17 protein-coding genes are annotated in these 18,196 nt (G+C 71.7%); 8 read left to right on the forward strand and 9 right to left on the reverse strand.

Annotated elements, in window-relative coordinates:
* Positions 1–20: 20 nt before the first annotated feature.
* Positions 21–1,037 (reverse strand): aspartate-semialdehyde dehydrogenase, encoded by a 1,017-nt coding sequence (locus tag ACRRSS_RS05155; protein WP_435970025.1) that lies wholly within the window; start codon positions 1,035–1,037, stop codon positions 21–23.
* A gap of 139 nt (positions 1,038–1,176) precedes the next feature.
* Positions 1,177–1,719, reverse strand: coding sequence for a CGNR zinc finger domain-containing protein (locus ACRRSS_RS05160; protein WP_435970026.1), 543 nt, complete (start codon positions 1,717–1,719; stop codon positions 1,177–1,179).
* Positions 1,720–1,846: 127 nt separating this feature from the next.
* On the opposite strand from ACRRSS_RS05160, the gene ACRRSS_RS05165 reads away from it, so the two are divergent.
* The 4 genes from ACRRSS_RS05165 (at position 1,847) to ACRRSS_RS05180 (ending at position 4,316) form a co-directional block, all read left to right on the forward strand.
* Positions 1,847–2,302: a VOC family protein gene (locus tag ACRRSS_RS05165; protein ID WP_435970027.1), complete on the forward strand. Its 456-nt coding sequence runs from the start codon at positions 1,847–1,849 to the stop codon at positions 2,300–2,302.
* A gap of 9 nt (positions 2,303–2,311) precedes the next feature.
* Positions 2,312–3,208 carry a pyridoxamine 5'-phosphate oxidase family protein gene (locus ACRRSS_RS05170; RefSeq protein WP_435970028.1) on the forward strand — a complete coding sequence of 299 codons (897 nt, stop codon included), beginning with the start codon at positions 2,312–2,314 and terminating at the stop codon, positions 3,206–3,208.
* Positions 3,209–3,290: 82 nt separating this feature from the next.
* Positions 3,291–3,839: an HPP family protein gene (locus tag ACRRSS_RS05175; RefSeq protein ID WP_435970029.1), complete on the forward strand. Its 549-nt coding sequence runs from the start codon at positions 3,291–3,293 to the stop codon at positions 3,837–3,839.
* Positions 3,840–3,848: 9 nt separating this feature from the next.
* Complete coding sequence (locus ACRRSS_RS05180; protein ID WP_435970030.1) at positions 3,849–4,316, forward strand: NUDIX hydrolase; 468 nt, start codon at positions 3,849–3,851, stop codon at positions 4,314–4,316.
* A gap of 39 nt (positions 4,317–4,355) precedes the next feature.
* Here the strand turns inward: ACRRSS_RS05180 and ACRRSS_RS05185 are convergent, their stop codons facing one another.
* Both ACRRSS_RS05185 and pepN read right to left on the reverse strand, forming a co-directional pair.
* A complete protein-coding gene (locus ACRRSS_RS05185; protein ID WP_435970031.1) occupies positions 4,356–5,360 on the reverse strand; it encodes a hypothetical protein in 1,005 nt (334 codons plus the stop codon).
* Between the two features lie 185 nt (positions 5,361–5,545).
* Positions 5,546–8,110, reverse strand: coding sequence for an aminopeptidase N (pepN, locus tag ACRRSS_RS05190; protein WP_435970032.1), 2,565 nt, complete (start codon positions 8,108–8,110; stop codon positions 5,546–5,548).
* Positions 8,111–8,252: 142 nt separating this feature from the next.
* On the opposite strand from pepN, the gene ACRRSS_RS05195 reads away from it, so the two are divergent.
* Positions 8,253–8,888 (forward strand): mycothiol-dependent nitroreductase Rv2466c family protein, encoded by a 636-nt coding sequence (locus ACRRSS_RS05195; protein ID WP_435970033.1) that lies wholly within the window; start codon positions 8,253–8,255, stop codon positions 8,886–8,888.
* 150 nt (positions 8,889–9,038) lie between these two features.
* On the opposite strand, the gene ACRRSS_RS05200 is transcribed toward ACRRSS_RS05195, so the two are convergent.
* The 3 genes from ACRRSS_RS05200 to ACRRSS_RS05210 all read right to left on the reverse strand — a co-directional run bounded on the left by ACRRSS_RS05200 (position 9,039) and on the right by ACRRSS_RS05210 (position 12,936).
* Complete coding sequence (locus ACRRSS_RS05200) at positions 9,039–9,683, reverse strand: superoxide dismutase (RefSeq protein ID WP_435970034.1); 645 nt, start codon at positions 9,681–9,683, stop codon at positions 9,039–9,041.
* A 332-nt stretch (positions 9,684–10,015) separates the two neighbouring features.
* Complete coding sequence (locus tag ACRRSS_RS05205) at positions 10,016–11,434, reverse strand: amino acid permease (RefSeq protein WP_435970035.1); 1,419 nt, start codon at positions 11,432–11,434, stop codon at positions 10,016–10,018.
* Positions 11,435–11,550: 116 nt separating this feature from the next.
* The gene (locus ACRRSS_RS05210; RefSeq protein WP_435975256.1) at positions 11,551–12,936 is read right to left on the reverse strand and encodes an amino acid permease; all 1,386 of its coding nucleotides are present in this window, start codon (positions 12,934–12,936) and stop codon (positions 11,551–11,553) included.
* Positions 12,937–13,199: 263 nt separating this feature from the next.
* Here ACRRSS_RS05210 and ACRRSS_RS05215 point away from each other — a divergent pair, with 263 nt between their 5' ends.
* Entirely contained in the window at positions 13,200–13,793 is a 594-nt protein-coding gene (locus tag ACRRSS_RS05215) for a biotin transporter BioY (RefSeq protein ID WP_435970036.1), read from the forward strand.
* An 83-nt stretch (positions 13,794–13,876) separates the two neighbouring features.
* Here ACRRSS_RS05215 and ACRRSS_RS05220 read toward each other — a convergent pair whose 3' ends face one another.
* Positions 13,877–15,331 carry an amino acid permease gene (locus tag ACRRSS_RS05220; RefSeq protein ID WP_435970037.1) on the reverse strand — a complete coding sequence of 485 codons (1,455 nt, stop codon included), beginning with the start codon at positions 15,329–15,331 and terminating at the stop codon, positions 13,877–13,879.
* A gap of 196 nt (positions 15,332–15,527) precedes the next feature.
* On the opposite strand from ACRRSS_RS05220, the gene ACRRSS_RS05225 reads away from it, so the two are divergent.
* Both ACRRSS_RS05225 and ACRRSS_RS05230 read left to right on the forward strand, forming a co-directional pair.
* Positions 15,528–16,022, forward strand: coding sequence for a ribose-5-phosphate isomerase (locus ACRRSS_RS05225; RefSeq protein WP_351906466.1), 495 nt, complete (start codon positions 15,528–15,530; stop codon positions 16,020–16,022).
* Positions 16,022–16,831, forward strand: a complete 810-nt coding sequence (locus tag ACRRSS_RS05230) for an Fpg/Nei family DNA glycosylase (RefSeq protein WP_435970038.1) — start codon at positions 16,022–16,024, stop codon at positions 16,829–16,831. The genes ACRRSS_RS05225 and ACRRSS_RS05230 overlap by 1 nt, the downstream gene beginning before the upstream one ends.
* 48 nt (positions 16,832–16,879) lie before the next feature.
* On the opposite strand, the gene ACRRSS_RS05235 is transcribed toward ACRRSS_RS05230, so the two are convergent.
* The gene (locus tag ACRRSS_RS05235) at positions 16,880–18,109 is read right to left on the reverse strand and encodes a GNAT family N-acetyltransferase (protein WP_435970039.1); all 1,230 of its coding nucleotides are present in this window, start codon (positions 18,107–18,109) and stop codon (positions 16,880–16,882) included.
* Positions 18,110–18,196: the final 87 nt, after the last annotated feature.

Below are 18,196 nucleotides of genomic sequence, written 5' to 3' on the forward strand. Positions count from 1 at the left end.
CCTCGCGCGTACGGTGCGGATCAGCCCTTGAGCTCGGCCGCGACCAGCTCCGCGATCTGCACGGCGTTGAGCGCCGCGCCCTTGCGCAGGTTGTCGTTGGAGAGGAAGAGCGCCAGACCGTTGTCGACCGTCTCGTCCACGCGGATGCGACCGACGTACGAGGCGTCCTTGCCGGCCGCCTGGAGCGGGGTTGGGATCTCGGAGAGCACGACGCCCTCGGCGTCCTTGAGGAGCTCGTAGGCGCGCTCGACGCTGATCGGACGCTCGAAGCGGACGTTGACCTGGAGGGAGTGGCCGGAGAAGACCGGGACGCGCACGCAGGTGCCGGAGACCTTGAGCTCCGGGATCTCCAGGATCTTGCGGGACTCGTTGCGGAGCTTCTGCTCCTCGTCGGTCTCGAAGGAGCCGTCGTCGACGATCGAGCCGGCCAGCGGGACCACGTTGAACGCGATCGGGCGCTGGTAGACGGTGGGCTCGGGGAACTCGACGGCGTCGCCGTCGAACGCCAGCTGGTCGGCGGTCTCGGCCACGGCGCACGCCTGGGTGCGCAGCTCGGCGACGCCGGCCACGCCCGAGCCGGAGACGGCCTGGTAGGTGGTGGCGATCAGCGCGGTGAGGCCGGCCTCCTGGTGGAGCGGCTTGAGGACCGGCATCGCGGCCATCGTGGTGCAGTTCGGGTTGGCGATGATGCCCTTGGGGCGGTCCTTGATCGCGTGCGCGTTGACCTCGGAGACGACCAGCGGGACCTCGGGGTCGCGGCGCCAGGCGGAGGAGTTGTCGATCACGACGGCGCCCTGGGAGGCGACCTTCTCGGCGAGGGCCTTGGAGGTGGCGCCACCGGCGGAGAAGAGCACGATGTCCAGGCCGGTGTAGTCGGCGGTGGAGGCGTCCTCGACCGTGACACCGTCCACGACGGTTCCGGCGGAGCGGGCGGAGGCGAAGAGCCGCAGCTCGTCGACCGGGAAGTTCCGCTCGGCCAGGATCTTCCGCATGACTGTGCCGACCTGACCGGTGGCTCCGACGATTCCGACCTTCACGGGGGACTCCTCCGTACGTATGTGCAGGTTGCTGCCGGTCCATGATGCGTATGTCCCGGGTCGCCTTGTCCAATCCATTGTCCAAGGGTCGGGACGGGTCGGGGCTCTCCCCGCCGGCTCCGCCCCTCGGGTCGCCGCCTCAGCTCTCCTTCGTGCGGGCGTAGTGGCGCGAGGCCTTGGCGCGGTTGCCGCAGACCGCCATCGAGCACCAGCGGCGGGTGCCGTTCCGTGAGGTGTCGAAGAAGTGCAGGATGCACGCCTCGTGGGCGCAGGCCCGGATGCGGTCGGGGGCGCCGCGCAGCAGGTCGAGGTAGTCGCGGGCGGCGGTCCAGCCCGGGCCCCGGGCGGGGTCGTCGAACTCGGGGCGTTCGCCGGGGCCTTCGGCGGTGAGCGTGGCCCGGATGCGGCCGTGGTCGAGGACGGCGTCGACCCGTGCGGTGGCGGCGGGGTCGCCGGGGTGGTCGACGAGCGCGGCCAGCGCGTCCCGGGCGGTGAGGGTGTGGCGCAGGGTGGCGGCGTCGGCGGCGAACCGCCCGTCCAAGCCGTTGGCGGCGAGCCAGACCGCGAGGCCCTCGACCCCGGCGAGCAGGTCCCGGCGGACGCCCTCCTCGTTCCAGCGGGTGTTGAGGAGGTCCAGGGAGACGGGCTCGCCGGTGAGCGGCCGTGGGTCGATGGCGGTCATGGCGGGAGCCCTCCTCGATGAACTAACCCCTCAAGAGTACGTGAGCGGTTGACGCTCTCGTTTCTAACCTCTAAAGTCGAGGTAAGAGGTTAGCCCGAGGGGGGCCGGCCACACCAGGAGGACCACCATGACCGCGATCGGCACGCTCACCACCCACCACGTCGGCCTCAACGTCACCGACCTCGACCGCTCGCTCGCCTTCTACGGGGACGTCCTCGGCTTCGAGACCCTCGGCCGGGGCGCCGAGGGGGACAGCCACTTCGCCTTCCTGGGCCAGGGCGGCCGCCTGGTCCTCACCCTCTGGCAGCAGGCCGACACCGCTTACGCCTCCGGCAGCGCCGGCCTCCACCACCTCGCCTTCGAGGCGGAGTCCCTCGACCACGTCCGCGCCGCCGAGGCCGCGCTCACCGCGCGCGGCGCCACCTTCGCGTACGAGGGCGTGGTGGCCCACCGCGAGGGCGCGGCCTCCGGCGGCATCTTCTTCCACGACCCGGACGGCACCCGCCTGGAGATCTCGGTCCCGAAGGGCGCGGAGGGCGCGGAAGCCCCCTCGGAATCCGCTCCGACCTGCGGTTTCTTCTAGGAGGACCCGATGACCAGCGTCCCCGCCTACCACGACGGCTCCCTCGCCGTGCAGGCGCACCTCGGCGTCCAGGAGCTCGCCGCGCACGTCGGCCGCTCCATCACCCCCGGCATCCGGCCCGTCGCCGCCGCCTTCCTGGAGGCCCAGCCGATGCTGATGATCGGCGCGGCGGACCCCGCCGGCGGCGTCTGGGCCGGCCTCCTCACGGGCCCGCCCGGCTTCACCCGCGCCACCGGCCCGCACACCGTCTCCGTCGCCGGCGGCGTCCCGGCCCACGACCCGCTCGCCGACGCGATCACCTCCGCCGGCACGCCCGTCGGCACCCTCGCCCTCGACCCCCGCACCCGCCGCCGCATGCGCCTCAACGGCATCGCCCGGCCCAGCGCGCGCGGGTTCACGATCGAGGCCGAACAGGTCTTCTCGAACTGCCCGAAGTACCTCCAGAAGCGGGAGTGGTACGGCTCCGACGCCGCCCGCCCCGAGACCGGTGCCGTGCGGCACGGCGAGGCGCTCGCCCCCGACCAGGTGCGCCGCGTCCGTGCCGCCGACACCTTCTTCGTGGCCACCGCCGCCCCGGACGGTGTCGACACCAGCCATCGCGGCGGCAACCCCGGTTTCGTCCGGGTCGACACGTCCCGGGAGCTCAGCTGGCGCGACTACCCCGGCAACGCCATGTTCCTGACCCTGGGGAACCTGGAGGCGGACGGCCGCGCGGGCCTGCTCTTCCTGGACTGGGAGACCGGGACGACGCTCCAGCTGAGCGGCCTCGCGCACACCGAGTACGGCCCCGAGGGGCGCGTCACCCGCTTCCGTGTCGCGCGCGTCGTCGAGAACCCGGCGGGGAGCCCCCTGCGCTGGTCGGCCCCGGAGTACTCCCCGTCCAACCCGCCCGCCGACATCGCCTGAGGACCCGTGACCGCCACCCCGCCCGCCGACACCCCCGAGGACCCGTGACCGCCACCCCGCCCGCCGACACCCCCGAGGACCCGTGACCACGACCCCGGCCCCCGGCAGCTTCCCGCCCACGACCGCGGCCGCCCCGAACCCCGCCGGGACCACCCGCCCCGGCCCGCCCCCGCGCCCCCGCCCCCGGGTCCTGCTCGGCTCCACCGCCGTCGGTGTCGCCGCGCTCCTGGTCCTGGTAGCCGTCGGGACCGTGCTCGACCGGCCCCTGCTCGTCCCGCCGCTCGCCGCGAGCATGGCCCTGGTGGCGGGCGCCCCCGATCTGCCGCTGTCCCAGCCGCGTTCGGTCGTCGGCGGCCAGCTGCTCTCCGCCCTCACCGGATTCGCCGTCCTGGCCGTGGCCGGCCCCGGCCCCTGGGGCGCCGCCGTCGCGGGAGGCCTCGCCCTGGGCGTCATGACGCTGGCCCGTACCCCGCACTCGCCCGCCGCGGCCACCGCCGTGATCGTCGCCCTCCAGTCCCCGCCGTTCTGGTCGTTTCTCGGCCTTCTCGCCCTCGCCTCCCTCCTCCTGGTCGCGGCCGGTCTCGGCTCCGCCCGGGCCACGGGCCGGACATACCCCACGTACTGGCTCTAACCTCGGCTCATGAAGCAGGAGTTGAGGGTGGCGGCCTACGCCGTGTGCGTACGGGACGGGGAGGTGCTCCTCGCCCGCTGGGTGGCGGGCGACGGCACCAAACGGTGGACCCTGCCGGGCGGCGGCATGGACCACGGGGAGGAACCCGTACAGACCGTGGTCCGCGAGGTGGAGGAGGAGACGGGCTACCTCGCCGAACCCACCGCCCTCCTCGGAATCGACTCCATCCGCCGCGCCTGGCTGCGCCGCCTCGCGGGTCCCGGAGACTTCCAGGGGCTGCGGATCATCTACGAGGTCCAGGTCACCGGCGGTGCGCTCCGCAACGAGACCGGTGGCTCCACGGACCTCGCCGCCTGGCAACCGCTCGACGCCGTCCCCGATCTGGCCCGCGTCGAACTCGTCGACATCGGCCTCGACCTCTGGCGCGAACGGCCCCCGGCCGGCCGCTCCCGGCTCGCCGATCCGTCGAACGGCTGAAACCGCTCAAAGCCGGAGGCGGCGGCGCCCCCCGGCGGGTCACCGGGGCAGGACGACGACGTACGCGGCGGGCTGCCGGTCGGGCGCGGCCATCAGGGCCGTACGCACCACCGTGGCCTGCTGGTCCATCGCCTCGCGCAGCTTGCGCGGGGTCAGGTGGACGACCGTGATGCCGAGCCGCTCCAGGTGCTCCCGCTTGCGGGTGCACTCCGACCACAGCGCGTCGTCCTCCTGCCGGGGCGCCCGGGTGTCCAGCTCGACGGCGACCGCCTGGTCCGGCCAGTAGGCGTCCACCCCGCCCAGGTGCGGGCCGCCCGGCAGCCGCAGGTCCACGTTCCACAGCGGGTCCGGCAGGCCGAACTCCCGCACCATCTCGTACAGCCGCTCCTCGGAGAGCGACCGCCCCTCGGCGAGCAGCGCGTCCACCGCGTCCACCACGTGCGGCCGGGTGAGCAGCCGTGCGCGACTCAACTCCCGTACCACCGCACCCGGTTCGCAGTGCCCGCCGCGCACCGCCTCGGTGAGCAGGCGGCGTACGGTCTCCGCGTCCGAGAGCCCGGACACCGCGTCGGCGACGGCGCGGGCGACCGGGGCGACCGGCACACCCGTCAGCTCGACCGGCTCGGGGGCCTCGGGGGCGCGCACCACCCGCACCCAGCCGGTCGAGCGCAGCCGCCGGGTGCGCGGGACCAGGACGTCGATCCGCTCCAGGGAGGTGAGCGGGGGAGCGGAGGGGAGGCGGTGCAGGTTCAGCGCGGCGAGCCCGGTGATCATCGCGTCGGGTCCCTGCGTGGGCACGGTCGCGGTCCTGCGGGCGTAGAGCAGTGCCGCGTGCAGCCGGTCCTCGCTGGTGGGCGGCCCCGGCTGGAGCAGGAAGACGCCGGGCAGCAGCTGCTGCCAGCCGCCGGGCCGGCAGCGCGCCGCGACCTCGCCGGCGGGGACGCCCCGGGCCCTCAACTGGTCGGCGGACGCCAGGCGTTCCGTACGACCGGTGCGGGAGGCGAGGGGGAGGGGGCGGGGGGTGATGGGGGCGTTGTGGTTCATGCCGGGGGTCTTCCGCTTCCGAAGGCTCCCCTAACCCCTGTTACACGCTCGTCGACAATTGGGGACAAGCTCGCCCTAAAGTACGCGCGTTCGACTGCCGATGAGGGGCGCGTCCACCGGGGCCGGAACGCCCGAAGGGGGCCGCGGGCCGAAGCCCGCGACCCCCTACCCCGGCGGTTGCGGCGTCACGCCGCCAGGCGGTCGCACGCCTGCGCGCGCAGGGCCCGCGCCAGGTCGTCCCGTGCCTCCAGGACCAGACGGCGCAGCGCCGGCGCGGCCGACTCGTGCGCCGAGAGCCAGGCGTCCGTCGCGGTCAGCGTCGCCTCGTCGTCCTGGAGCCCCGGGAAGAGGCCCTTGACCACGTCGATGCCGATCTGGATCGACCGCTCGTCCCACAGCCGCTCGATCGCCGCGAAGTACTTCTCCGCGTACGGGGCGATCAGTGCGCGCTGCGAGGGCTGGACGAAGCCCGCGATGGTCGCCTCGACCAGCGCGTTCGACAGGGTGTCCGCCTCGACGACCTGCGCCCAGGCCTGCGCCTTGACCGCGGCCGAGGGGCGCGAGGCGAGCAGGCGGACCTGGTGGCGCTTGCCCGTCGCCGTGTCGTCCCGGGACAGCTCCTCGCCGATCCGGGCCTCGTCCGCGCGGCCGTGCACGGCCAGCGGGGAGAGCAGCGCCCAGCGCAGCTCCTGGTCGACGTCGAGGCCGTCGATCTTCGCCGCACCGTCGAGCAGCCCCTCCAGGAGCTGGAGGTCGGCCTCGGTGGAGGATGTCGCGGCGAGGAACCGCGCCCAGGTCAGCTGGTGCTCGCTGCCCGGCTCGGCCACCCGCAGCTCGCGCAGGCCGGCTTCGGCGAGGAGTCGCCCGCCCTCCTCGCGCCACTCGGGGGTCGCGTAGAGGGTGACGGCCGACTTCGTCCAGGCGTGCACCATCTGGAGGACGCCGATGTCGGTCTCGCGGCCCGCGAAGGCGAGCGCCACGGAGACGAAGTCCCGGGCGGGCATCAGCCCGTCACGGGTCAGGTTCCACAGCGCGGACCAGCACAGGGCGCGGGCGAGGGGATCGGTGATGTCGCCGAGGTGCGCGCGGAGCGTGGCGAGCGAGCCCTCGTCGAAGCGGATCTTGCAGTAGGTGAGGTCGTCGTCGTTGACGAGGACCAGGTCGGGCCTCTCCTCGCCCGCCAGGTCGGCGACGACGGTCCGGGCTCCGGTGAGGTCGGTCTCGGCCCGCGCGTACCGGGTGAGCGCACCGTCCGGCGTGCGCCGGTAGAGGCCCACGGCGGCCCGGTGCGGGCGGAGTTCGCCGCCCTCCTGGACGACGGCGAGCTCGGTGATCCGGCCCTCCGCGTCGTAGGTGACGGCCGGCGTCAGGGTGTTCACGCCGGAGGTCTGGAGCCAGGACTTCGCCCAGGACCTCATGTCGCGGCCCGAGGTCTCCTCCAGGATGGTGAGGAGGTCGGCGAGCCGGGTGTTCCCGTAGGCGTGGCGCTTGAAGTAGCGGCGCGCGCCCTCCAGGAACGCGTCCCGGCCCGCGTACGCGACGAGCTGCTTGAGGACCGACGCGCCCTTGGCGTAGGTGATGCCGTCGAAGTTGAGCTTGGCGTCCTCCAGGTCACGGATGTCGGCCGTGATCGGGTGGGTGGACGGCAGCTGGTCGGCGCGGTACGCCCAGGCCTTGCGGTTGTTGGCGAAGGTCACCCAGCTGTTGGTGAAGCGGGTGGCCTCGGCGTTCGCGAACGAGCCCATGAAGTCCGCGAAGGACTCCTTCAGCCAGAGGTCGTCCCACCACACCATGGTGACGAGGTCGCCGAACCACATGTGCGCCATCTCGTGCAGGATGACGTTGGCCCGGCTCTCGTACGCGGCCTGGGTGACCTTGCCCCGGTAGATGTACTCCTCGCGGAAGGTCACCAGGCCCGGGTTCTCCATCGCGCCGAGGTTGTACTCGGGGACGAAGGCCTGGTCGTACTTCCCGAAGGGGTACGGGTAGTCGAAGTTGTCGTGGAAGAAGTCGAGGCCCTGCCGGGTGATCAGGAAGACGTCGTCCGCGTCGAAGTGCTTGGCGAGTCCCTTGCGGCACATCGCGCCGAGCGGGATCTCCAGCTCGGTCCCGTCGGGCAGCGCGCGCGTGTACGTGTCCGTGACGTAGTGGTACGGGCCGGCCACGACACAGGTGATGTACGTGGAGATCGGCGCCGTCTCCGCGAACCGCCACACGCCCTCGGCGTCCTGCTCCCCGGCGCCGTTCGACCAGACCGTCCAGCCCTCGGGCGCGGTCACGGAGAAGAGGTGGGGGGCCTTCAGGTCGGGCTGCTCGAAGGTGGCGTACACACGGCGGGCGTCGGCCGGCTCGTACTGCGTGTAGAGGTAGACCTCGCCGTCCTCCGGGTCGACGAAGCGGTGCATGCCCTCGCCGGTCCGGCTGTAGGCGCACCGCGCGTCGACCACGAGCGTGTTCTCGTCGGCGAGGCCGTCGAGCGCGATCCGCGCGCCGTCGAAGACGACGGCCGGGTCCAGGGAGCGCCCGTTGAGGGTCACCGCGTCCACGGCCGGGGCGATCAGGTCGACGAACGTGCTCGTGCCCTCGCCGGTGCGGCGGAATCGGATCGTCGTCTCCGAGCGGAAGGTGCGCACCGCCTCGTCGGAGTCGCCGACCGCCGAGCGCAGGTCGAGGACGACCTCGTACCCGTCGACGGACAGCAGCGCTGCCCGCTCGTCGGCCTCGTCGCGGGACAGATTCTCACCGGGCACGGTCACTCCTTCGTGGCGCGTTCGAAACAGCACCGATCCTCCCATGTGCGGCTGTCACCCGGCACACGGGAATGCCGTCACGCGCCTTCGGCGTTCGCTCCTTCGGCACACCGCCTTCATCACGGCCGTACCGAGGAGTGACATGTCCGAGAGCAGGACCACCGCCGAATTCTACTTCGACCCGCTCTGCCCCTGGGCCTGGATGACCTCCCGCTGGATGCTGGAGGTGGAGCGGGTCCGCCCGGTCGACGTGCGCTGGAAGGTCATGAGCCTGGCCGTGCTCAACGAGAACCGGCTCGACGAGGTCCCGGCCGAGTACCGGGAGCTGATCGAGACCAAGGCCTGGGGCCCGGTCCGGGTGGTCGTCGCCGCCCAGCAGCTGCACGGCGACGAGGCCGTCGGCAAGCTCTACACGGCGCTCGGCACCCGTTTCCACAACAACGGCGAGGGCCCGACCCGCGAGGCGATCGTCGGCGCCCTGCGGGACGCCGGTCTGCCGGAGGACCTGGTCGAGTACGCCGACAAGGACACGTACGACACCGAGCTGCGCGCCTCCCACACGGAGGGCATCGACAAGGTCGGCCAGGACGTCGGCACCCCGGTCATCGCGGTGCCGGGCCCGGACGGCGACGAGGTGGCCTTCTTCGGCCCCGTCGTCACCCCGACCCCGCGCGGCGACGCGGCGGCCCGGCTGTGGGACGGCACGCTGCTCGTGGCGTCGACGCCGGGCTTCTACGAGATCAAGCGCACCCGGACCGAGGCGCCCAGCTTCCACTAGTCCGCCTCGGCCGGGTCGTGCCCGGCGGCATGGAGGAACCCCCGTGATCCATGTCATCACGGGGGTTCCTCGTCATTCCGTCCGCACGTGAAGGTTGAGAAGACGATCACGAGTGGGACGACGGGGGGAGCCCTGCGCGGGCTCCGGTCCTCAGAAGGAGATCAGGGGGACCGAGGCCTTGGCGGAGTGGTAGCGCTTGCTCACGTCCTGCCAGTTGACGACCTGCCACATGGCCTCGATGAAGTCGACCTTCTGGTTCTTGTACTGCAGGTAGAAGGCGTGCTCCCAGGCGTCGAAGACCAGGATCGGGACGGAGCCCTGGCCGACGTTGCCCTGGTGGTCGTAGACCTGCTCGACGATGAGGCGGCCGCTGATCGGCTCGTAGGCGAGAACACCCCAGCCGGAGCCCTGGGTGGTCGCGGAGGCCTTGGTGAGCTGGGCCTTGAACTTGGCGAAGGAACCGAAGGACTCGGTGATCGCGTCCGCGAGGTCACCGACGCCGTCGGCGGCCAGCGGCTCGCCGCCGCCGCCCTCCTTCGGGCTGTTCATGTTGTTCCAGTAGATGGAGTGGAGGATGTGGCCCGAGAGGTGGAAGGCCAGGTTCTTCTCCAGGCCGTTGATCGCGCCCCACTGGTCCTTGTCGCGCGCCTCCTCCAGCTGCTCCAGGGTGTCGTTCGCTCCCTTGACGTACGCGGCGTGGTGCTTGTCGTGGTGAAGCTCGATGATCTGCGGATTGATCACCGGCTCCAGCGCCGCGTAGTCGTACGGCAGCTCCGGAAGTGTGTAGATCGCCATGACCGAGCCCTTCGACTGACCTCTTATTGCAACCTATATGCAAGTGCAGGCTAACAGTAGGTGCGCAAGGTGTTGATCAGTCCTTGGTCCTAGGCCGGTCCTGGTCCCCTGGTTCGTTCGTACTGCTTCCGAGCGCTCCGCCGAACGGGCCAACCCTCGGACTGGAGGCGATCGAGGCGGTCCCCGGCGAGCCCCTCGCCGCCCGCGGCATCGTCCAACCGCCTCAGGTCCGACGGGACCACCGCCGCCGTCCGGCGTACCGGCCGGAGACGGCGCCGCGCCCCGCCGAGCGTGAGCTCGACGGGGCGCGGCGCCGGACCAGGGGGTACGGGTCAGGCCTCCTCGGCCACCGGTCCGCGCAGCCTCTGCCGAGCGAAGCCGACGGCGGCGAGCAGCAGCGTCAGGCCGCCCGTCCAGTACAGCTGCACCCGGGTGCCCTCCTCACGGGCCATCAGGACGAAGATCGCCGCCATGCCGGCGAGCGCCACCCAGGTGAGGACCGGGAAGGCCCACATCCGCACGACCAGCTTCTCCGGCGCCTCGCGCTCGGTGCGGCGGCGCAGCACCAGCTGGGAGGCGGCGATGAAGAACCAGACGACCAGGATGATCGCGCCGATCGTGTTGAGCAGCCAGACGAAGATGTCCTCCGGGCGCCAGTAGCTCAGCAGCACACAGGTGAAGCCGAAGACGGAGGAGACGAGCACCGCCGGACGGGGGACCCCGCCGAAGGTGCGGCCGAGCGCCTTCGGGCCCTGGCCGCGCGAGACGAGCGAACCGGCCATGCGGGAGGCGCCGTAGATGTTGGCGTTCATCGCCGACAGCAGGGCCACGAGCACGACCACGTTCATGATCTGGCCGGCCGCCGGGATGCCCAGGTGGTCGAGGGTCGCGACGTACGGGCCCTTCTCGACGACCGCCTTGTCGCCCCACGGGACGAGGGTGACGATGACCGCCATCGAGCCGATGTAGAAGAGCGCGATCCGCCACATCGCCGTGCGCACGGCCTTGGCGACACCCTGCACCGGGTGCTCCGACTCGGCCGCCGCGATGGTGACCGTCTCCAGACCGCCGTACGCGAAGACGGAGGCGAGCAGACCGACGATCAGGCCCTCGGAGCCGTGCGGGAAGAAGCCTCCGTCACCGCTGAGGTTCGCGGTGCCGGGAGCGTCCGTGCCGGGCAGCACGCCGACGATGGCGAGCACGCCGATGCCGAGGAAGAGGACGATCGCGCCGACCTTGAGGGCGGCGAACCAGAACTCGAACTCGCCGAAGTTCTTCACCGCCGCCAGGTTGGTGGCGCAGAAGACCACCATGAAGAGCGCGACCCAGGCCCACTCGGGGCTGCCGGGGAACCAGCCGGTCATGATCTTCGCGGCGCCGATGCCCTCGAGGCCGACGGCGACGCAGAGCAGGAACCAGAAGGCCCAGCCCGCGGTGAAGCCCGCCCAGGGGCCCAGCGCCCGCTCGGCGTGGACGGAGAAGGAGCCGGAGGCCGGGTTCGCCGCGGACATCTCGCCGAGCATCCGCATCACGAGCATGACGAGCACGCCCGAGATCGCGTAGGCGATGACGATCGAGGGCCCGGCGGCGGCGATGCCGGCGCCGGAGCCGACGAAGAGTCCGGCCCCGATGACGCCGCCGAGGGCGATCATCGAGAGATGGCGCTGCTTGAGGCCGTGCGAGAGGCCCTCGGCAGATGCGGTCGCGCCGTCCTTGCGGTCGGCCGACGCGGGCGCGGTGGTCCGAGACATGGGCGAGCCCTGTTCACTAGCTGAGACGGGGAGGGAGCCCACAGTCTGTGGGGCGTCACCGCTCACAGGGAACGCATGTCCGCTATACGGGCACGACCTTCACACAAGGTGAAGAATCAGCTCCGGTTCGTACGCAGTTCCCGCACCCAGGCCACCAGGAGCACCGCACCGGTCGCCGCCCCCGACCACAGCACCTGCGGCCTGGCCGCGTCGTCCGTCAGCATCAGGACGAGCACCGCGCCCATCGCGGCGAGCGCCACCCAGGTCAGCCAGGGGAAGCCCCACATCCTCAGCGTCAGTGTCTCCGGCGCCTCCCGCTCGATCCTGCGCCGCAGCCGCAGCTGCGAGACCGCGATCAGCGCCCAGACGAAGAGGAGCACCGCGCCGACCGCGTTGAGCATGTAGAGGAAGACGGAATCCGGCCACTTCAGATTGAGGAGGACGGAGACGAACCCGAAGGCCACCGAGGCGAGCACCGCCCGGCGCGGCACCCCTCCGCCCGAGACCCGCAGCAGCCCCTTCGGCGCCTCCCCGCGCTCCGCGAGCGAGAACACCATCCGCGAGGAGCCGTACAGGTTGGCGTTGAGCGCCGAGAGCAGCGCCACGAACACCACCACGTTCATGATCTGGCCCGCCGCCGGCACCCCGATCGAGTCCAGGACCGCCACGTACGGCGACTCGCCCGGCTCCATCGACGTCCACGGCAGCAGCGTCACGATGACCAGCATCGAGCCCACGTAGAAGAGGAGGATCCGCCACACCGCGCTGCGCACCGCCCGCGCCACGTTCCTGGCCGGGTCGTCCGATTCGGCCGCCGCGATCGTCACGACCTCCAGGCCGCCGAAGGCGAAGACGACCGCGAGGACCCCGGAGACCACGCCCGCCCAGCCGTTCGGCAGGAATCCGCCCTGCCCGGTCAGGTTCGCGAGCCCCACCGGGTCCGTGTCGGGCAGCCAGCCCACGATCGCGAGCGTGCCGAGCACCAGGAAGAGGACGATCGCGCCGACCTTGAGGGCGGCGAACCAGAACTCGAACTCGCCGAAGTTCTTCACCGCCGCGAGGTTGGCGAGGGTGAACACGACCATGAAGACCAGCACCCATCCCCACTGCGGGACCCCCGGCACCCAGCCGTTCGCGATCCGCGCCGCGCCCGTGGCCTCCACGGCGAGGACGACGACGAGCAGGAACCAGTACAGCCAGCCCACCGAGAAGCCGGCCCAGCGGCCGAGCGCCCGTTCCGCGTGCACCGAGAAGGCTCCCGACGCGGGCATCGCCGCCGCCATCTCGCCCAGCATCCGCATCACCAGCATCGCGAGGGCGCCGGCGATCAGATACGAGACCACGATGCCGGGTCCGGCGACGGCGATGCCCGCGCCCGAACCGACGAAGAGCCCGGCGCCGATCACACCGCCGAGCCCCAGCATCGTCAGGTGACGCTGCTTCAGACCGTGGGAGAGGGGCTCCGGTTCGGTGGTCAGAGGGGACGGCGGGGCGTCGCGCATGGTGGGGGACTCGCGCTCTCGGGGAGTTGACACTTTATGGAGACTCCACAGTCTCTCTGTTGACCTCCCCTTGACGCAAAAGGGGCGTCTCGCGTCGAGTCGCCAGTGACGAGGGTCACGTAGCGCCAGGCATGAAAACCACCCTTTGTCAGAACCTGATGAAGCGGCTGGCTTGTGCTTTGTCGGCGGCTGACGGTGATCGAGCGTTCACTCCTGGCATACCGTCAACCTGTCCCACCCACCCTCACCCTCGCGGAGTACCGATGAGCACCGCCGCCGCCCCCGTCCGTTCCCTCCGTGCGGGCACCGTCCTCGCCGACCTGCTCCCCGCGAGCCGCACCCGCGACATCGCCCTTGTCGTCGGCGGCGCCGCCCTCACCGGCCTCGCCGCGCAGCTCTCGGTCCCGGTCCCCGGCTCCCCGGTCCCGGTCTCGGGTCAGACCTTCGCCGCCCTGCTCGTCGGCACCGCGCTCGGCGCCCGGCGCGGCTTCCTCGCCCTGGCCCTGTACGCGGTCGTGGGCATGGCGGGCGTGCCGTGGTTCGCGCAGGCCACCTCCGGCTACGGCATGCCGTCCTTCGGCTACATCCTCGGCATGATCCTCGCCTCCACGGTCGTCGGCGCCCTCGCCCGCCGCGGCGCCGACCGCTCGGTCCCGCGCACCGCCGGCGCGATGGTGCTCGGCTCGGCGATCATCTACGCGGTCGGCGTCCCCTACCTGGCCCTCGCCACCGGCATGAGCCTCGGCCAGGCCGTCGCGGCCGGCCTCACCCCGTTCCTCATCGGCGACGCCCTCAAGGCGGCCCTCGCCATGGGCGTCCTGCCGACGGCCTGGAAGCTCCTCGGCCGCGAGGGCTGAGCCCCGCCCGTCCGCGCGTACGCGAGAGGGCCCGCCGTTCCCCGGGGAACGGCGGGCCCTCTCGCGTACGGGTGCCTTCGGCGCTACCCGCGCTCGGAGAGCTCCGAGGGTTCGGAGGGCTTCGTGAGCCGCTCCTTGACCAGGGCGATCGCGATGACCAGCGCGGCCACCAGGAGTGAGAGCACGACCTGCTCACGGGCGCTGCCGCCGTCGTAGAGCATGTAGCCGAGGACGAACACGATCATGGCGATCGTCGCCCACGTCAGGTACGGGAAGAGCCACATCCGCACGACGAGCTTCTCCGGCGACTCGCGCAGGATGATGCCGCGCATCCGCAGCTGGGTCACGCAGATGACCAGCCAGACGAAGAGGGCCACCGCGCCGGAGGAGTTCAGCAGGAACGCGAAGACGGTGTCCGGCCACTTGTAGTTGAAGAAGACGGCTACGAAGCCGAAGACGACCGAGCCGAGGATCGCGGGCACCGGCACACCCCGCTTGTTGACCTTGGCGAAGGCCTTGGGGGCGTCACCGCGGCGGCCGAGCGAGAAGGCCATGCGGGAGGCCGTGTAGAGACCGGAGTTCAGGCAGGAGAGCACGGCCGTGAGGACGATCACGTTCATGACCTGGCCGGCGTGCGGGATGCCGATGGAGTCGAGGGCGGCGACGTACGAGCCCTTCTCGACGATCGACTTGTCGTCCCACGGAAGCAGGGTCAGGACGACGAAGATCGAGCCCAGGTAGAAGACGCCGATCCGCCAGATCACGCTGTTGGTCGCCTTGGTGACGGCCTTCTGCGGGTCCTCGGACTCGCCGGCGGCGAGGGTGACGATCTCGCTGCCCATGAAGGAGAACACGACCATCAGGACACCGGTGAGGATCGCTCCCGCGCCCATCGGGAAGAAGCCCCCGGCGTCGGTGAGGTGCGCGAATCCGGCGCCCGGGTTGTCCGAGCCGGGGAGCACCCCGAAGACCGCGAGCAGGCCGATGACGACGAAGGCGCCGATGGCGACGACCTTGATCCCGGCGAACCAGAACTCGAACTCGCCGTAGGAGGCGACCGAGCCGAGGTTGGTGGCGGTGAGCACCACCATCACGATGAGCGCCCAGGCCCACTGCGGGACGGCCGGGATCCAGCTCTCCAGGATCACCGCGCCGGCGGTCGCCTCGACGGCGAGGACGACGACCCAGAAGAACCAGTACAGCCAGCCGATGCTGAATCCGGCCCAGCGGCCGAGCGCCTGGTCGGCGTAGGCGGAGAAGGAGCCGGAGGACGGCCGGGCGGCGGCCATCTCGCCGAGCATGCGCATCACGAAGACGACCATGGTGCCGACGAGCGCGTAGGACAGCAGGATCGCGGGGCCCGCGGCGGCGATGCCGGAGCCGGAGCCGACGAAGAGGCCGGCGCCGATGACGCCACCGATGGCGATCATCGACAGGTGGCGGTTCTTGAGTCCGGCCTTGAGACCGTCGGAGGAGGGCGACGTACCGGTGGTGCCGGTCTCCTCGCCGTCCTTCGTCAGGGTCGGTTGCGTGTTCATGAACGCTTCCTTGTGTGTGGGGGGCACTCGGGTCACGAGCCCGAGCATTGAACACTGCGGACGGGGGTGATCGGAAGACCTCATTCCGGATCGTTGTGCGGACGGCCTCGCGAGAGCCGAAGGTCCGTACCAGACCGGATGAGGGTCCCGACCCCGATGCCTGCTACCCGGCCCCTGACATGCCACACTCGGCACCATGCGCGTCTACATCGGTTCCGACCACGCCGGATACGAACTCAAGAACCACCTCGTCGAGTGGCTCACGGCACACGGCCACGAGCCCGTCGACTGCGGTCCCCACATCTACGACGCCCTCGACGACTACCCGCCGTTCTGCCTGCGCGCCGCCGAGAAGACGGCCGCGGACCCGGACGGCCTGGGCATCGTCATCGGCGGCTCCGGCAACGGGGAGCAGATCGCCGCGAACAAGGTGAAGGGGGTGCGCGCCGCCCTCGCCTGGAGCGAGCAGACCGCCGCCCTCGGCCGCGAGCACAACAACGCCAACGTGATCTCCGTCGGCGGCCGGATGCACACCCGGGAAGAGGCGACGAAGTTCGTCGAGATCTTCCTCAACACCCCGTACTCCGGTGACGAGCGTCACACCCGCCGGATCGACATGCTCACCGCGTACGAGAACACCGGCGAGCTCCCCCCGATCCCGGCCCACCACCCGCAGGAGCCGACCGCCTGATGCCCGAGGGGCACACGATCCACCGACTGGCCGCCGACCACCGGGAACGGTTCGGCGGCCGGTCCGTGCGGGTGACCAGCCCGCAGGGCAAGTTCGCGGACTCGGCGGCGCTGCTCGACGGCACCGTCCTGGAGACCACCGAGGCCCACGGCAAGCACCTCTTCCTCGGCTTCGCCGGCATGGGCTGGGTCCACATCCACCTGGGCCTCTTCGGCAAGGTGAACTTCGGCGCCACGCCCGCCCCACCGCCCACCGACACCGTCCGGCTGCGGATCGCCGACGCCGACGCGTACGTCGACCTGCGCGGCCCCACCGCCTGCGCCCTGATCACGGACGCCGAGAAGCGGGCGATACACGACCGCCTGGGCCCGGACCCGCTCCGCGCCGGCGACGACCCCGCCAAGGCCTGGGCCCGGATCTCGAAGTCCCGCACGACCCTCGCCGCCCTGCTCATGGACCAGAAGGTCATCGCGGGCGTCGGCAACGTCTACCGCGCCGAGGTCCTCTTCCGGCACGGCATCGACCCGTACCGCGCGGGCAGGGACCTGACCCGCCGCGCCTGGGACGCGATCTGGACCGACCTCGTGGGACTGATGCGCGAGGGCGTCCGCCTCAACCGCATCGACACGGTCCGCCCCGAGCACACCCCCGAGGCGATGGGCCGCCCGCCGCGCGTGGACGACCACGGCGGCGAGGTCTACGTCTACCGCCGCGCCCACCTGCCCTGCCACCTCTGCGGGACGGAGATCCGCACGGCGGAGCTGGCGGCCCGCAACCTCTTCTGGTGCCCGGGCTGCCAGCGGTCCTAGCGGTCCTGGCGGCGGCGGGCCGCCAGGACCGAGCGCACCCCGGGCGCGCTAGAACCCGTGCGGCAGCCACGGCGCGACCGGCGAGCCGAACGCCACCGACGCCTCCACCAGCGCCCCCTCGCGCGACTCCCGCACCCGACCGGCCGCGGCCAGCGACACCAGCGAGGTCCCGCCCAGGTAGGCCGAGCCCAACTCCCGTACCGACAGCGTGAGATCCGCCGGATCCGAGGTCCGCACACAGCTCGCGCCCTTCGCGTCCCCGACCAGCCGCCAACGCCCCTCGTTCCACGGGCAGAACGCGTCCTCCACCTCGAACACCACGTCCACCGGCGCCTGATAGGTCCGCGCCTCAAGGGCCGCGCCCACCTCCACGAGCCGCACGTGCAGCGAGTCCCGCAGCGTCGGCGAACAGCGCCGGACGTCGCTCACCAGATGCTGCCAGCCGTCGTCCACCGGCCGGCTCTGGATCCGCACCTCCGAGGTCAGGTCCACCGAGCAGAGGAACCGCCACAGCGCCGCCTCCGCCACCGGGTCGAGTCCGAACAGCCGGTGCACGTTCACCGCCCCCGTCGCCCCCGCGAACGTCCAGTCCGGCTTGATCGAGTAGTGGGTGAACCCCACGACCTCACCGTCCCGCTCGGCCAGCACGCACAGGCGCGGCGACGCGCCCTCCCGCTGGTCCGGCGGATCGAGCAGCGCCACCCGCTCCCAGCCGGGCATCGGGGCGAGCAGCCCCGGCCGCGTCGGCACGAGACGCGCGTACACCGCCTCGCACGCCGCCGAGGACTCCACGAGATCGGCCTGCCGCAGCACCACCCCGTCCGTACCCTCCGGCACCGAGAGCCGCACCCGCGTCGTGTCGATCGTCGCCCGCGCCGTGTACGCCGCGACCCCGTACCCGAACCGCCCGTAGATCTCCGGCTCCGAGGCCGTGAGCACCGCGAGCGACTCACCCGCGGCCCGCAGGTCGTCCAGCTGCCGCCGCATCATCGACGTCAGGATCCCGCGCCGCCGGTGCGTGCCGGCCACGCTCACCATCGTCACGCCGCCCGCCGGGACCGAGGCCCCGCCCGGCACCGTCAGCCGGAACGTGAACGCCCCCGACGTCCCCACACACAGGTCACCGTCCCAGACCCCCAGGAAACGGTCGAACTCGGTCAGGTCGCGCCACAGCTGTCGCTCCTCCGGCGCCTCGGGCACACCCCCGAAGGCGAGTTCGAGGACTCCGTACCAGCGATCCCATTCGCTCGGGTCGAGAACCCGCAGTTCAGTCGTCATATGCCATCGATATCAGCGGCGCCCGCCCGGGGCGACCCGATTTCACGCACATTGTCACCGGGGTACCCCTGCGCGATGCCGGACGGG

Origin of the sequence: Streptomyces sp. Qhu_M48 (assembly GCF_051305195.1) — a bacterium.
GTDB lineage: Bacteria > Actinomycetota > Actinomycetes > Streptomycetales > Streptomycetaceae > Streptomyces.

Bases quoted from the DNA above. Each gene is read 5' to 3' on its own strand.
- ACRRSS_RS05160 (WP_435970026.1), bottom strand. From the start codon at position 1,719: ATGACCGCCATCGACCCACGGCCGCTCACCGGCGAGCCCGTCTCCCTG.
- ACRRSS_RS05165 (WP_435970027.1), top strand. From the start codon at position 1,847: ATGACCGCGATCGGCACGCTCACCACCCACCACGTCGGCCTCAACGTC.
- ACRRSS_RS05170 (WP_435970028.1), top strand. From the start codon at position 2,312: ATGACCAGCGTCCCCGCCTACCACGACGGCTCCCTCGCCGTGCAGGCG.
- ACRRSS_RS05180 (WP_435970030.1), top strand. From the start codon at position 3,849: ATGAAGCAGGAGTTGAGGGTGGCGGCCTACGCCGTGTGCGTACGGGAC.
- ACRRSS_RS05185 (WP_435970031.1), bottom strand. From the start codon at position 5,360: ATGAACCACAACGCCCCCATCACCCCCCGCCCCCTCCCCCTCGCCTCC.
- ACRRSS_RS05195 (WP_435970033.1), top strand. From the start codon at position 8,253: ATGTCCGAGAGCAGGACCACCGCCGAATTCTACTTCGACCCGCTCTGC.
- ACRRSS_RS05200 (WP_435970034.1), bottom strand. From the start codon at position 9,683: ATGGCGATCTACACACTTCCGGAGCTGCCGTACGACTACGCGGCGCTG.
- ACRRSS_RS05205 (WP_435970035.1), bottom strand. From the start codon at position 11,434: ATGTCTCGGACCACCGCGCCCGCGTCGGCCGACCGCAAGGACGGCGCG.
- ACRRSS_RS05210 (WP_435975256.1), bottom strand. From the start codon at position 12,936: ATGCGCGACGCCCCGCCGTCCCCTCTGACCACCGAACCGGAGCCCCTC.
- ACRRSS_RS05215 (WP_435970036.1), top strand. From the start codon at position 13,200: ATGAGCACCGCCGCCGCCCCCGTCCGTTCCCTCCGTGCGGGCACCGTC.
- ACRRSS_RS05220 (WP_435970037.1), bottom strand. From the start codon at position 15,331: ATGAACACGCAACCGACCCTGACGAAGGACGGCGAGGAGACCGGCACC.
- ACRRSS_RS05225 (WP_351906466.1), top strand. From the start codon at position 15,528: ATGCGCGTCTACATCGGTTCCGACCACGCCGGATACGAACTCAAGAAC.
- ACRRSS_RS05230 (WP_435970038.1), top strand. From the start codon at position 16,022: ATGCCCGAGGGGCACACGATCCACCGACTGGCCGCCGACCACCGGGAA.
- ACRRSS_RS05235 (WP_435970039.1), bottom strand. From the start codon at position 18,109: ATGACGACTGAACTGCGGGTTCTCGACCCGAGCGAATGGGATCGCTGG.